11 protein-coding genes and 4 tRNA genes are annotated in these 14,310 nt (G+C 48.4%); all 15 read left to right on the top strand.

Annotated features, from left to right (window positions below):
* Positions 1-107: 107 nt before the first annotated feature.
* The 15 genes from yihA to T499_RS0110030 all read left to right on the top strand — a co-directional run bounded on the left by yihA (position 108) and on the right by T499_RS0110030 (position 14,293).
* Positions 108-710: a ribosome biogenesis GTP-binding protein YihA/YsxC gene (gene yihA, locus T499_RS0110100; RefSeq protein ID WP_013062991.1), complete on the top strand. Its 603-nt coding sequence runs from the start codon at positions 108-110 to the stop codon at positions 708-710.
* On the top strand, positions 710-2,506 hold the full coding sequence (abc-f, locus tag T499_RS0110095) for a ribosomal protection-like ABC-F family protein (RefSeq protein ID WP_033150873.1): 1,797 nt from the start codon (positions 710-712) through the stop codon (positions 2,504-2,506). The genes yihA and abc-f overlap by 1 nt, the downstream gene beginning before the upstream one ends.
* On the top strand, positions 2,503-3,120 hold the full coding sequence (gene recR / locus T499_RS0110090; RefSeq protein ID WP_033150872.1) for a recombination mediator RecR: 618 nt from the start codon (positions 2,503-2,505) through the stop codon (positions 3,118-3,120). The genes abc-f and recR overlap by 4 nt, the downstream gene beginning before the upstream one ends.
* 6 nt (positions 3,121-3,126) lie before the next feature.
* On the top strand, positions 3,127-3,552 hold the full coding sequence (locus tag T499_RS0110085) for a hypothetical protein (protein ID WP_013065008.1): 426 nt from the start codon (positions 3,127-3,129) through the stop codon (positions 3,550-3,552).
* Between the two features lie 21 nt (positions 3,553-3,573).
* Positions 3,574-4,413, top strand: coding sequence for a glycosyltransferase family 2 protein (locus T499_RS0110080; protein ID WP_052173618.1), 840 nt, complete (start codon positions 3,574-3,576; stop codon positions 4,411-4,413).
* Entirely contained in the window at positions 4,410-4,928 is a 519-nt protein-coding gene (locus T499_RS0110075) for a GNAT family N-acetyltransferase (protein ID WP_033150871.1), read from the top strand. The genes T499_RS0110080 and T499_RS0110075 overlap by 4 nt, the downstream gene beginning before the upstream one ends.
* Positions 4,929-5,011: 83 nt before the next feature.
* A tRNA-Asp gene (locus T499_RS0110070) sits at positions 5,012-5,085 on the top strand.
* A 34-nt stretch (positions 5,086-5,119) separates the two neighbouring features.
* Positions 5,120-5,193 (top strand) — tRNA-Asp (locus T499_RS0110065).
* A 160-nt stretch (positions 5,194-5,353) separates the two neighbouring features.
* The gene (gene glmS / locus T499_RS0110060; protein ID WP_033150870.1) at positions 5,354-7,198 is read left to right on the top strand and encodes a glutamine--fructose-6-phosphate transaminase (isomerizing); all 1,845 of its coding nucleotides are present in this window, start codon (positions 5,354-5,356) and stop codon (positions 7,196-7,198) included.
* Positions 7,199-7,270: 72 nt separating this feature from the next.
* Positions 7,271-8,344, top strand: a complete 1,074-nt coding sequence (gene carA / locus T499_RS0110055) for a glutamine-hydrolyzing carbamoyl-phosphate synthase small subunit (RefSeq protein ID WP_033150869.1) — start codon at positions 7,271-7,273, stop codon at positions 8,342-8,344.
* Positions 8,341-11,568, top strand: coding sequence for a carbamoyl-phosphate synthase (glutamine-hydrolyzing) large subunit (gene carB, locus T499_RS0110050; RefSeq protein ID WP_033150868.1), 3,228 nt, complete (start codon positions 8,341-8,343; stop codon positions 11,566-11,568). Before carA ends, carB begins: the two co-directional genes overlap by 4 nt.
* A gap of 123 nt (positions 11,569-11,691) precedes the next feature.
* A complete protein-coding gene (locus tag T499_RS0110045; RefSeq protein ID WP_013063382.1) occupies positions 11,692-12,834 on the top strand; it encodes a hybrid sensor histidine kinase/response regulator in 1,143 nt (380 codons plus the stop codon).
* The gene (nspC, locus tag T499_RS0110040; RefSeq protein WP_013065596.1) at positions 12,834-13,955 is read left to right on the top strand and encodes a carboxynorspermidine decarboxylase; all 1,122 of its coding nucleotides are present in this window, start codon (positions 12,834-12,836) and stop codon (positions 13,953-13,955) included. Before T499_RS0110045 ends, nspC begins: the two co-directional genes overlap by 1 nt.
* Positions 13,956-14,088: 133 nt before the next feature.
* Positions 14,089-14,161 (top strand) — tRNA-Gly (locus tag T499_RS0110035).
* Between the two features lie 50 nt (positions 14,162-14,211).
* Positions 14,212-14,293, top strand: a tRNA-Leu gene (locus T499_RS0110030).
* Positions 14,294-14,310 lie beyond the last annotated feature (17 nt).

Genomic DNA, 14,310 nt, shown 5'->3' with positions numbered 1-14,310 from the left:
TTTGCGCTAAAAACCGCGAAGATACTCCGTCTCGGCAAAAAAAAGAATTAATTCTTTTGTTTTGCTCTCGACTTTTCGTATCTTTGCACCCAAAATTGATATAACTTATGGAAATTAAGAAAGCCGAATTTACATTAAGCGCTCCGATGGAGTCGATGTGCCCGAAGGATACCAAACCCGAATACGCCTTTATTGGTCGTTCGAACGTGGGTAAGTCGAGCCTGATAAACATGCTTACCGGCAAGAAAAATCTGGCTAAGACCAGTGCCACACCCGGTAAAACACTGCTCATTAACCACTTTATTATTAATAACGAGTGGTACCTGGTAGATTTGCCCGGCTATGGTTTTGCCAAGCGCTCGAAAAAAGAGGTGCAGAAGCTGGAGCAGATGATTAACGGCTATATACTGCAGCGCGAGCAGCTGGTAAACGTGTTTCTGCTGATTGACATACGCTTGGAGGCCCAGAAGATAGATCTGGAGTTTATGGAGTGGATGGGAACCAGTAGCGTGCCATTTGCCATTATTTTTACCAAGGCCGATAAGTTGAGCGCCAGCAAGGTGCTTCAGAACCTGAATGCTTACAAGAAGGTGCTGAGCGAAACATGGGAGGAGCTGCCCCCGATTTTTGTTACCTCATCGGAAAAGAAACAGGGCCGCGACGAGGTACTGGATTACATTGAACAAATTAATAAAGGATTGAAGGAATAATGGCTAAAGAAAATCCATACTTAGACGTGCAGCACTTAACGAAGTCGTTTGGATCGTTGGTGCTGTTTCGCGATTTAAGCTTTTCGATAGCCGAAGGACAAAAGGTAGGACTGATAGCCAAGAACGGCACCGGTAAAAGTACGCTGCTATCTATCCTGAGCGGTAAGGAAGGTTACGACGAGGGCGAGATTATCTTCCGTCGCGACCTGCGCGTGGGCATGCTGGAGCAGAGTCCCGCATTCGACCCTAACGAGAGTGTGCTGGATGCATGCTTTAATCATCAAGGCGACCCTGAGAAGGTACTGAAAGCCAAGCAGGTGCTGACACAGCTGAAGATACGCGACCTGGAACAGCCTATGCGCCAGCTGAGCGGAGGACAGCAGAAGCGCGTGGCACTGGCCAACGTGCTGATTACCGATCCCGATCTTCTGATACTCGACGAGCCAACCAACCATCTGGACTTGGAGATGATTGAATGGCTGGAGGGCTACCTGAACCGTGGCAACAAAACACTGCTGATGGTAACACACGACCGATTTTTCCTGGACCGTGTGTGCTCGGTAATCCTGGAGCTGGACGATCAGACTGTTTATACCTATCGTGGCAACTACAGCTACTACTTAGAGAAACGCCAGGAACGTATCGACAACCGCCGTGCCGAAATAGCACGCGCCAACAACCTATATCGCACCGAGTTGGAGTGGATGCGTCGCATGCCTCAGGCCCGTGGTCACAAAGCCCGTTACCGCGAAGAAGCTTTCTACGAACTAGAGAAGATAGCCAAGCAGCGCATAGAGGAACGCCAAGTACGATTGAAATCCCGCAACGTATATATTGGCTCAAAAATCTTTGAGTGCCAATATGTATCGAAGGCCTTTGAGCGCCCAGAAGCCGAACCGTTGACAATACTCAAGGACTTTTATTATAACTTCTCACGCTTTGAGAAGATGGGTATCGTGGGCAATAACGGTACAGGCAAATCTACCTTCATAAAAATGCTGTTAGGCCAGGTGGCACCCGATAGCGGAAAGTTTGATATCGGCGACACCGTACGCTTCGGCTATTTCTCGCAAGAAGGTCTGCATTTTGATGATACACAGAAGGTTATCGATGTAGTAAAGGATATAGCTGAGTATATCGACATGGGTGGCGGCAAGCACTTAACTGCCTCGCAGTTTCTGCAGCATTTCATGTTCACACCCGAACAGCAGCACAACTATGTGTACAAGCTGAGCGGTGGCGAGCGCCGTAAGTTGTACCTATGTACAGTGCTGATGAAGAACCCCAACTTCCTGGTGCTCGACGAGCCTACGAACGACCTGGACATCGTAACCTTACAGATTCTGGAAGAATACCTGCAGGACTTCCCAGGCTGCGTGATTGTAGTAAGTCACGACCGCTACTTTATGGATAAGGTGGTTGACCATCTGCTGGTATTTAAAGGCATGGGCGACATCAAGGATTTCCCAGGCAACTACACACAGTATCGCGAATGGGAGAAACTGCAGCCCGATGAGCCTAAAGAAGCCAAAGAGCAAAAAGCCGAAAAGGCCACAAAACAGCCCGCCAACAATCCGCAGCAGAAACGCAAACTTACGTTTAAGGAAAAGCGCGAGTTGGAGCAGTTGGAAAAGGACATCGAGGCACTCGAGGTTGAGAAGAAACAGATAGAAGAAGCCCTTTGTGGTGGCACCACATCGGTTGAGGAAATAACAACAATGAGCAAGCGTCTGCCCGTGCTTAACGACGAACTCGACGAGAAGAGCATGCGCTGGCTGGAACTATCAGAAATATGATACAACAACAATACCCATCGCAACTGCTCGAAAAGGCTGTACAGGAGTTTTCGAAGCTACCGGGCATCGGCAGGAAAACCGCCCTGCGCCTGGTACTCTGGATGCTGCGTCAGGACGATAGCGACGTAACACAGTTTACTGCGGCAGTAAACGAGCTGAAGTGCGGCGTAAAGTACTGTAAAGTGTGCCACAATATCAGCGATACCGACATCTGTCCCATCTGTGCCGACCAGCGCCGCGACCAAACAACGGTGTGCGTGGTTGAGAACATACAGGATGTGATGGCCATCGAGAACACCCAACAGTTCAATGGTCTGTACCACGTATTAGGTGGTGTGATATCGCCCATGGACGGCATGGGTCCTGCCGACATCGAGATCGACTCACTGATACAGCGCATAGGCGAGGGCACGGTACAGGAGGTGATATTAGCCCTGAGTCCAACTATGGAAGGCGACACCACCAACTTCTACATCTACCGAAAACTGGCGCCTACTGGCATAAAAGTAAGCGTGATAGCCCGAGGCATAGCCGTGGGCAACGAACTGGAGTATGCCGACGAGGTTACGCTGGGCCGATCGATTACTAACCGAACATTGTTTGAAGAAAAATAGGGAGATATGAAAGAAACAAGAAATCATTTGATGACCATTCTGGTTTTTGCCGTAGTGTTTGCACTGGGCATTGTAGTTCTGTTTGAGACCGATACCATGACTGCAGGTTTGTATACAGGCGAAACACAATCGGAGTTTTTCTGGACCGCCTTTATGGAACTGCTCACACTGGGTTGCGTGTTCCTGGGCTTACGCCTGTTTAAGTTTAATAAGGTGCACGCCGAACTGGTAAGCAAAAAGCATAATGCCTTAAGCAAGTGGGGCACCCTGCGCCTGGTAATGATACTGGCACCCATGGTTGCTAATACATATTTATATTATTTATATATGAACACCACTTTTGGTTATATGGCCATCATCGGTTTGCTGTGCCTACCATTTGTGTTTCCAACCATGAGCCGTTGCGAGGCCGAGGTTGAAGACGATAAATAATATCACCGCCAAAAGAAAAATATGAAGCTATCGGTTATTATCGTAAACTACAACGTACGCCCGTACCTTACGGCATGTCTTGACAGCGTACAGCGCGCTCTCGAGGGTATCGAGAGCGAGGTGTTTGTGGTAGATAACCATAGCGACGACGATAGTGTAGAGGTAATCAGTCGCGACTACTCGTGGGTACACCTTATTAATAATAGAGAGAACTTAGGTTTCTCGAAGGCCAACAACATAGCTATCCGTCAGGCACAAGGTGAGTACATTCTGTTGCTGAACCCCGACACCGTGGTGGCTGAGGAGACACTGAAAGGTGTTATCGACTTTATGGACCAGCATCCCAAGGCGGGTGGGGCAGGCGTAAGAATGCACAACGCCGATGGCACCCTGGCACCCGAAAGTAGACGTGCTATTCCCACACCTTTTGTCGCTGCCCGTAAGATGTTAGGCTTCACCAAGCGCTACTATATGAGCTACCTGTCGTGGGATGCGCCTGCACAGATCGAAGTGGTGAGCGGCGCCTTTATGCTGCTGCGACACAAGGCCATCTACGAGGTAGGCATGCTGGACGAGGACTTTTTTATGTATGGCGAAGATATCGACCTGTCGTATCGTCTGCTTCAAGGCGGATGGCAGAACTGGTATCTGCCTTACGATATTGTACATTACAAAGGCCTGTCGACCAGCAAATCAGATTTCCGCTATGTGCATGTGTTCTATCAGGCCATGCTGATATTCTTCCACAAGCACTACAGTCACCTCAGTTTCTTTTTTTCGCTGCCAGTTAAAGTGGCCATCTACTTCCGCGCCTCGCTGGCATTAGTTGATATCGTACGTAAAAAACTGCATTTAGGATGAAACAGATTACACTGCGCGCTATCGAACCCGAAGATCTCGATCTGCTATACCGTATAGAAAACGACGTAGAGCTTTGGAACGTGGGTAACACCAATGTACCATACTCACGTTACCTGCTGCACGATTATGTAGCTAACTGCAAAAACGACATCTATACCGACCGCCAGGTTCGTATGATGGTTGAAAACCAGGCAGGCGAGGTAGTAGGTGTGGCCGATCTGGTGAATTTCGACCCTGCCAACTGTCGCGCCGAGGTGGGACTGATAGTACTTAACAGCTATCGCCGACAGGGATATGGTACTGCCATGCTGCAGGCTTTGGCCGAATACGCCCAGCGCATTTTGCATCTTCATCAGCTTTATGCCTACGTGGATTGTGAGAATAAAGCATCACTTTGCCTATTCGAAAAAGCCGGTTACAAAGTATGCGCAAAAATAGGCGATTGGCTGTTCGATGGAGCAAAATATCGCGATTCTGTGCTAATTCAGTACGTATTTCAGAAAAAATGCGATTAAATCGCAAAAAAATCGCCAAAAAGTTTTGGTAGTTCCAAAAATATCACTACCTTTGCACCCGCAAATAAGAAAAAGCGTTCTTTGGTGCGTTAGTTCAGTAGGTTAGAATGCCTGCCTGTCACGCAGGAGGTCACGAGTTCGAATCTCGTACGCACCGCTAAAAAGTTTTTTTTCATTCGTTCCATAGTAATGGTGCGTTAGTTCAGTAGGTTAGAATGCCTGCCTGTCACGCAGGAGGTCACGAGTTCGAATCTCGTACGCACCGCAGAGGTCCATCAAGATGTGAATCTTGGTGGATTTTTGTTTTATATTATCTTGTGTAAGTTTTTAGAAATATTTTTGGGCAAAACGTTTGTAGATTCAGATTTTTGTTGTAATTTTGCAGCCGAATTTGAATCAAAGACGACAAAACGACAAAACAGTATATGTGTGGAATCGTAGGATACATCGGGAATAAGGAAGCTTATCCCATACTAATTAAAGGCTTGCGCCGTCTGGAATATCGTGGTTACGATAGCGCTGGCGTAGCTTTGATTAATGACAATGGCGACTTGAATGTTTACAAGTCGAAAGGAAAAGTTGACAATCTTTGTGAATACTGCAACGACAAGAATATAAGCGGTACTATAGGTATAGCGCACACGCGTTGGGCCACTCATGGTGAACCATCATCGCGTAACGCACACCCACATTATTCAGAAAGTAAGAACTTAGCCATCATCCACAACGGTATTATCGAGAACTACGCCGAGCTGAAGGAGAAACTGCAGCAGAAGGGTGTACACTTTGTATCGGATACCGACACCGAGGTGCTGGTTCAGCTCATAGAATATATTAAGGAACATAAGAATCTCGACCTGCTCACAGCAGTACAGGTAGCCTTGTACCAGGTGATTGGTGCTTATGCCATCGCCGTACTTGACAAGCGTGATGCCGACCAGATTATCTGCGCCCGCAAGCAGAGTCCGCTGGTTGTAGGTATCGGCGAAGACGAATTCTTCCTTGGTTCAGATGCCAGTCCTATCGTAGAATATACCGATAAGGTGGTTTATCTGGAGGATGGTAACATCGCCGTTATCCGTCGCGGTCAGGATTTGCACGTGGTAAATATCCAGGGTGAAGATCAGGAGCTGGCCGTTAAGACCGTAGACATCGACCTGGGCCAGATTGAGAAGGGTGGTTACCCACACTTCATGCTGAAGGAGATTTTTGAGCAGCCTGAGTGCCTGACCAACTGCATGCGCGGACGTGTAAACGTAGAGGCCGACCATGTAACTCTTTCGGCACTGATCGACTACCGCCGCCAGCTGCTCGACGCCAAGCGCGTAGTAATCGTAGCTTGCGGTACTTCATGGCACGCCGGTTTGATTGGTAAGCAGATTATCGAGAGTCTGTGCCGTATTCCTGTAGAAGTAGAATACGCTTCTGAGTTCCGCTATCGCAACCCAGTAGTAGGCAAAGGCGACGTAGTAATCGCCATCAGTCAGAGCGGTGAGACCGCCGATACACTGGCAGCCGTACAGTTAGCAAAAGAAAAAGGCGCATTTATATATGGTGTATGTAACGCCATCGGTTCGTCAATCCCCCGTGCTACCGATACAGGTACTTACATCCACGTAGGTCCTGAGATTGGCGTGGCATCAACCAAGGCATTTACCGGACAGGTAACCGTGCTCACGATGATTGCCCTGGCACTCTCGGAGGCAAAGGGAACCGTTAAGCGCGATGAATATCTGAAGATAGTAAAAGGTCTGAGCGAGATACCTATGAAGATTCGCGAGGTGCTACAGACAAACGATAAGGTAGCCGACCTGGCCCGCACGTTTACCTATGCACACAACTTCCTGTATCTGGGTCGCGGATTCTCGTATCCGGTAGCACTCGAAGGCGCCTTGAAACTGAAAGAAATTTCGTACATCCACGCTGAGGGTTATCCCGCAGCCGAGATGAAACACGGACCTATCGCCCTGATCGACTCCGACATGCCTGTAGTGGTTATCGCCACCCATAACGCGATGTACGAGAAGGTGCTGTCGAACATTCAGGAGATAAAAGCCCGTCAGGGTAGGGTGATTGCGCTCGTATCGAAGGGCGACGACACCATTGCGAAAATTGCCGACGAGGTGATTGAACTTCCCGACGTGCTTGAGTGTTTGGAACCGCTGGTTGCAACGATTCCTCTGCAGCTGTTGGCTTATCACGTTGCCGTTTGCAAAGGTAAGAACGTTGACCAGCCAAGAAACTTAGCAAAATCGGTGACAGTTGAATGATATTTGAGGCGATTCGTTTTTAAACGTTTCGCCTTTTTTATAAAGAATATATTTAGATTATAAGGAAAGAATATGAGAGATGTAACACTGGTCCTTTCGGACGGAACTAAATTTCACGGCAAGAGTTTCGGTAGCGAGAAACCCGTAGCTGGTGAGGTGGTATTTAATACGGCTATGATGGGTTATCCCGAGAGCCTTACCGACCCCAGCTATGCCGGACAGTTGATGACACTTACCTATCCGCTGGTAGGTAACTACGGAGTGCCACCATTCAGCATTGAAAATAATGGACTGGCAACCTTTATGGAGAGCGACAAGATTTATGCTTCGGCCATCATCGTGAGCGACTACAGCGAGCAGTACTCACACTGGAATGCCACCGAGAGCTTGGCCGACTGGCTGAAGCGCGAGGGTGTACCCGGCATTACAGGCATCGACACACGCGAACTTACCAAAGTACTGCGCGAACACGGTGTGATGATGGGACAGATTATTTTTGACGACGAGCCCGACAACATCCCTACAGCCGAGTACGAGGGCATCAACTGGGTAGACAAAGTAAGCTGCAAAGACATTATCCGCTACAACGAAGGCGCTGGCCGCAAGGTAGTGCTGGTTGACTGCGGTGTAAAGAACAATATTATCCGCTGCCTGGTTAACCGCGGCGTTGAGGTAATCCGCGTGCCCTGGAACTACGACTACACCAACATGGAGTTCGACGGACTGTTCCTGGCTAACGGTCCTGGCGATCCCGACATGTGCGTGGACGCTGTAGAGATTCTGAAAAAACAGATGTCGGCATCGCGCAAGCCTATCTGCGGTATCTGTATGGGTAACCAGTTGCTGGCTAAGGCCGGCGGCGCAACCATCTACAAGCTGAAGTACGGACACCGTTCGCACAACCAGCCTGTTCGCGAGGTAGGCACCAACCGCTGCTACGTTACATCACAGAACCACGGCTACGCTGTAGATGCTGCCACACTGGGTAACGACTGGCGCGAGCTGTTTGTAAACATGAACGACGGTTCGAACGAGGGTATCCGTCATCTCTCATTGCCCTGGTTCTCGAGCCAGTTCCACCCCGAGGCTTGCTCAGGCCCCGTTGACACAGAATTTATGTTTGACCGTTTTATTGAGACATTATGAAAGATAATAGTATAAAGAAAGTGCTGTTGCTGGGTAGCGGCGCATTGAAGATAGGCGAGGCCGGAGAGTTTGACTATAGTGGTTCGCAGGCTCTGAAAGCACTGCGCGAAGAGGGTGTAAAAACAGTTTTGATTAACCCTAACATCGCCACCGTGCAGACATCAGAGGGTGTAGCCGACGAGATTTACTTCCTGCCTGTTCAGCCTTATTTCGTAGAGCGAGTAATCGAGAAGGAACGCCCCGATGGCATCCTGCTGGCATTCGGTGGTCAGACTGCTCTGAACTGCGGTGTTGAGCTTTACCAGAGCGGCGTACTGGAGAAGTATGGCGTAAAGGTACTGGGTACACCTGTACAGGCTATCATGGATACCGAGGACCGCGAGCTGTTTGTAAAGAAGCTCGACGAGATTGGCGTAAAGACCATCAAGAGCGAGGCTTGCTCTGATATCGAGAGCGCACGTAAGGCCGCTAAGGCACTGGGCTATCCAGTTATCCTGCGTGCAGCATACGCACTCGGCGGTCTGGGTTCTGGTTTCTGCGACAACGAAGAGGAGCTCAACAAGCTGGCCGAGAAAGCCTTTGCCTTCTCGCCACAGGTGCTGGTTGAGAAATCGCTGAAGGGATGGAAGGAAATTGAGTACGAAGTAGTACGCGATAAATACGATAACTGTATCACCGTATGTAACATGGAGAACTTCGACCCCCTGGGAATCCACACAGGTGAGTCGATCGTTATCGCTCCTTCACAGACTCTGACCAACTCAGAATATCATAAGCTGCGTGCACTGGCCATCAAGATTATCCGTCACATCGGTATCGTAGGTGAGTGTAACGTACAATATGCTTTCGACCCACAGTCGGAAGACTATCGTGTAATTGAGGTAAATGCCCGCTTGAGCCGTTCATCAGCACTGGCATCAAAGGCCACTGGTTATCCCTTGGCTTTCGTAGCTGCCAAATTAGGTATGGGCTACGGACTGTTCGAGCTGAAGAACTCGGTTACCAAGACAACAAGTGCTTTCTTCGAGCCTGCTCTCGACTACGTGGTTTGTAAGATTCCACGTTGGGACCTCTCAAAGTTCCATGGTGTAGATAAGGAGCTCGGTTCATCGATGAAGTCGGTAGGCGAGGTAATGGCCATCGGTCGCAACTTTGAGGAGGCTATCCAGAAGGGCTTGCGTATGATTGGTCAGGGCATGCACGGATTTGTAGAGAACAAGGAACTGAAGATTAACGATATCGATGCTGCCCTGCGCGAGCCAACCGATAAGCGTATCTTCGTCATCTCAAAGGCCATGCACGACAAGCAGTACGATATCGATCGTATTCACGAGCTGACCAAGATTGACAAGTGGTTCCTGCAGAAACTGAAGCACATTATCGACATCGACGAGCAGCTGAAGAAACAGAATATCAACACCATTGAGAAGGACCTGCTGCGCCAGGCTAAAGTTTACGGATTTACCGATTTCCAGATTGCCCGCGCTATTGGTCTGGAAGGCGAGAGCCGCAACATGCACGATGCCTCGTTGCTGGTTCGCAACCGTCGTAAGCAGTTCGGTATTCTGCCTGTAGTAAAGCAGATCGACACTTTGGCTGCCGAATACCCCGCGCAAACTAACTATCTGTATGTAACCTACAGCGGTGTAGCCAGCGACATACAGTTTGAGAACGACAAAAAGAGTATCATCGTACTTGGTTCAGGTGCTTATCGCATCGGTTCGTCGGTAGAGTTCGACTGGTGCGGTGTTCAGGCTCTGAACACTATCCGCAAGGAAGGCTGGCGCAGCGTGATGATTAACTACAACCCCGAGACGGTATCTACCGACTACGACATGTGTGATCGTCTGTACTTCGACGAGCTTACATTCGAGCGTGTATTGGATATCATCGATATGGAACAGCCTCACGGTGTGATTGTATCTACCGGTGGTCAGATTCCTAACAACCTGGCAGTATATCTGGATGAGCAGCACGTGAACATTCTCGGTACACAGGCCGTTGATATCGATGGCGCCGAGGACCGCGCCAAGTTCTCGCAGATGCTGAACGAGATTGGTGTAAACCAGCCAGAGTGGAGCGCACTCACATCGATGGAGGATATCGACAACTTTGTTGACCGTGTAGGATTCCCTGTACTGGTTCGTCCATCATACGTACTCTCGGGTGCTGCCATGAACGTTTGTTCAAACAAGGAGGAGCTTGAGAAGTTCCTGCAGCTGGCAGCCAACGTATCAGAGGATCACCCTGTAGTGGTTTCGAAATTCATCGAGAACGCCAAGGAAATCGAGATGGATGCCGTGGCTAAGGACGGTGAGATTATGGCCTACGCCATCAGCGAACATATCGAGTTTGCCGGTGTACACTCAGGCGACGCTACCATCCAGTTCCCACCACAGAAACTGTATGTTGAGACCGTTCGCCGTATCAAGCGTATCTCACGCCAGATTGCCAAGGCCCTGCACATCAATGGTCCGTTCAACATCCAGTATATGGCTCGCGAGAACGACATCCTGGTTATTGAGTGTAACCTGCGCGCATCGCGTAGTTTCCCATTCGTAAGCAAGGTGCTTAAGCTGAACCTCATCGATCTGGCCACCAAGGTTATGCTCGGTCTGCCTGTAGAGAAGCCCAAGAAAAACCTGTTCGACCTCGACTATGTAGGTATCAAGGCTTCGCAGTTCAGCTTTAACCGTCTGCAGAAGGCCGACCCCGTACTGGGTGTAGATATGGCATCTACCGGTGAGGTAGGCTGTATCGGTGATAACACCAACACTGCACTGCTCAAGGCTATGCTCAGCGTTGGTCATCGCATTCCAAAGAAGACAGTTCTGCTCTCAACAGGTTCGGCCAAGCAGAAGGCAGAGATGCTGGATGCCGCCCGACAGCTGGTTGAAAACGGCTACGAGCTGTATGCAACAGGCGGTACCTCAAAGTACCTTACCGACAACGGCATTGCCAACACACTGGTACACTGGCCATCTGACAACGCCCAGCCACAGGCACTCGATCTGCTGCATGAGCACAAGATCGACATGGTAGTGAACATTCCTAAGAATCTTACTACCCATGAGCTTACCAACGGCTACAAGATTCGTCGTGCAGCCATTGATCTGAACGTGCCACTGATTACCAACAGTCGACTGGCAAGTGCATTTATCCATGCATTCTGTAGCATTAAACTGAACGAAATTGGTATCAAATCTTGGTCAGAATATAGGTAGAATAGGGGCCTAAAAGGCCTATATTCGCCCTAAAACGCAAAAAAATGGTGTAATAATTTGGTTATTTCAAATTATTGCACTATTTTTGCAAAGTTAATATCAACAATTACTGACCCTACAGGCATGGACGTAGCAGATACACTTGAATCCAAAATAAACCGCAGTGAGTACAAAGTACTTATTGTAGACGACGTTGTTAGTAATGTCTTACTTTTGAAGATATTGCTGACTAACGAGAAATTTCAGGTATGTACCGCCAATAACGGCACCACATGTATTGAGCAGGCCAAGAAGGAACATCCCGACCTGATTCTGCTTGATGTAATGATGCCCGATATCAGCGGTTTTGATACAGCAGTAATCCTGAAGAAAGACGAAGAGACAAAGGATATTCCCATTATCTTCCTCACGGCATTGAATACACCTCAGGATCTGGTACATGGATTCCAGGTTGGTGCGAATGACTTCCTGACCAAGCCTTTTAATAAGGAAGAACTGGTTATGCGTGTGATGCAGCAGATTTCGCTGGTAGCCGCCAAGCGTATCATCGAACAGCAGAACCGCGACCTGCGTGCCACACTTTCGAACCGCGATAAGATGTACTCGGTAATTGCTCACGATCTTCGTTCGCCAATGGCCAGCATCCGAATGGTATTGAATCTGGTAGTTGCATCAACTTCGCCCGAAACCGTAGGCGCCGAACTTTACGAACTGCTTGATAAAGCCAATCGTGAATCAGAAGATGTTCACGACCTGCTGGACAATCTGCTGAAATGGACCAAGAGTCAGACTGGTCGTTTGAGCGTGGTAGTTCAGGATCTGGATTTGAACGATATCATTCCTGGTGTGGTTGAGATATTCGAGATGATTGCACAAACCAAGCACATCAAGTTAGTTCTTCAGCCATCAGCAAGCAATCTGATTGTAACTGCTGATAACGATATGCTTAAAACAGTGATGCGTAACTTTCTGTCGAATGCCATCAAGTTCTCACCAGAGAATTCTACCATCGAGATCAGCATGGTTGCCGAAGGTGATTTCGCAAAGATCAGCGTAACCGACCATGGTGTGGGTATCGCAGCCGATCGTATCGGCTCTATTTTCCGCAAGGGCGACACCACCTACGGAACCGGCGGCGAAGAAGGTTCGGGACTTGGACTCCAACTCTGTCAGGACTTTGCCCGTAAGAATGGCGGTGATTGTTATGTAGAATCTATCGAAGGTCAAGGTAGTACTTTTAGTTTTACTGTTCCACTAAAGAAATAATGAATACACCTATTTATATTATAGAAGAAACAAAGCTTCGCCGTAACCTCAGTTTGATTGCTGAAGTTGCGGCGAAAGCCGATATTGAGGTTATACTTGCTTTCAAGGCTTTTGCCCTTTGGAAGACATTCCCCATTTTCCGTGAGTACATTAACAGCACCACAGCAAGTTCGCTGTCGGAGGCCCGTTTGGCATTCGAGGAGTTTAAGGCACCCGCCCATACATACTCGCCAGCCTATACCGAAGAGGAGTTCCCCGAGATTGTGAAATGTTCATCGCATATCACATTCAACTCGCTTTCGCAATATGAGCGATTCCACGAGCAAGCCAAATCGGCATCATTAGGTTTGCGTGTTAATCCCGAATACTCCGAGGTTAGTACCTTATTATATAATCCATGCGCACCTGGTACCCGTTTTGGTATTACTGCCGACAAATTACCCGAGCAGTTACCTGCCGACATCGAAGGCTTCCACTGTCACACACTCTGCGAAAGCGGACCAGATGTATTCCAGCGCACACTGGTACACATCGAGGAGAAATTTGCCAAGTGGTTTCCACAACTCAAATGGATTAATTTTGGTGGCGGTCATCTGATGACTCGCAAAGATTACGATGTAGAACTGCTTATTAAAATCATACACGACTTTAAGAAACGCTATCCATGGTTGAAGATTATTCTGGAACCAGGTAGTGCTTTTGCATGGCAAACCGGACCTTTGGTATCGCACGTAGTAGATATCGTAGAAGACAAAGGTATTAAAACTGCCATTCTTGATGTAAGCTTTACCTGCCACATGCCCGACTGTTTGGAGATGCCATACATGCCCGAAGTACGAGGTGCCGAGATAGTAGAGATGGAAAAAGCTACCGAACCTATGACTTACCGTTTGGGAGGTAACAGTTGTTTGAGTGGCGATTTTATGGGTTCGTGGCTTTTTGATCACGAATTAAAAGTTGGCGAAGAAATTATTTTCGAGGATATGATTCACTACACAACCGTAAAAACTTGCACTTTTAACGGAATTTCACATCCAGCTATAGGTATGTTGCATGCAAATGGCAAATTAGAGATTTTACGCAGTTTTGGGTACGAAGACTACCGAAATCGCATGGATTAGTGCTGTTTTTGTAAACAAATCGATAAAATGGCACTTTTTTCGAAAAAAAATCGCTGAAAAGTTTGTCAGTTCAAAAAAAAGCATTACCTTTGCACCCGCAATCAAGAGAGATGCCTCTGATAAAGAGAACAACGCGGAAATAGCTCAGTTGGTAGAGCACAACCTTGCCAAGGTTGGGGTCGCGGGTCCGAGTCCCGTTTTCCGCTCACTTGTTGAACAAAAAAGAGACGTTAAGGAATGGCCTTAATGACAAAATGCCCAGGTGGCGGAATTGGTAGACGCGCACGTTTCAGGTGCGTGTGCCGCAAGGCGTGCAGGTTCGAGTCCTGTTCTGGGCACTCTTTTTTATTCAGCG

This window comes from Prevotella sp. RM4 (genome assembly GCF_000701965.1).
Lineage (GTDB): Bacteria > Bacteroidota > Bacteroidia > Bacteroidales > Bacteroidaceae > Prevotella > Prevotella ruminicola.
This window is presented reverse-complemented; position numbering and strand designations above follow the sequence as displayed.

Excerpts from the sequence above, each read along its gene's own strand:
- yihA (WP_013062991.1), top strand. The coding sequence starts at position 108 with ATGGAAATTAAGAAAGCCGAATTTACATTAAGCGCTCCGATGGAGTCG.
- abc-f (WP_033150873.1), top strand. The coding sequence starts at position 710 with ATGGCTAAAGAAAATCCATACTTAGACGTGCAGCACTTAACGAAGTCG.
- recR (WP_033150872.1), top strand. The coding sequence starts at position 2,503 with ATGATACAACAACAATACCCATCGCAACTGCTCGAAAAGGCTGTACAG.
- T499_RS0110085 (WP_013065008.1), top strand. The coding sequence starts at position 3,127 with ATGAAAGAAACAAGAAATCATTTGATGACCATTCTGGTTTTTGCCGTA.
- T499_RS0110080 (WP_052173618.1), top strand. The coding sequence starts at position 3,574 with ATGAAGCTATCGGTTATTATCGTAAACTACAACGTACGCCCGTACCTT.
- T499_RS0110075 (WP_033150871.1), top strand. The coding sequence starts at position 4,410 with ATGAAACAGATTACACTGCGCGCTATCGAACCCGAAGATCTCGATCTG.
- glmS (WP_033150870.1), top strand. The coding sequence starts at position 5,354 with ATGTGTGGAATCGTAGGATACATCGGGAATAAGGAAGCTTATCCCATA.
- carA (WP_033150869.1), top strand. The coding sequence starts at position 7,271 with ATGAGAGATGTAACACTGGTCCTTTCGGACGGAACTAAATTTCACGGC.
- carB (WP_033150868.1), top strand. The coding sequence starts at position 8,341 with ATGAAAGATAATAGTATAAAGAAAGTGCTGTTGCTGGGTAGCGGCGCA.
- T499_RS0110045 (WP_013063382.1), top strand. The coding sequence starts at position 11,692 with ATGGACGTAGCAGATACACTTGAATCCAAAATAAACCGCAGTGAGTAC.
- nspC (WP_013065596.1), top strand. The coding sequence starts at position 12,834 with ATGAATACACCTATTTATATTATAGAAGAAACAAAGCTTCGCCGTAAC.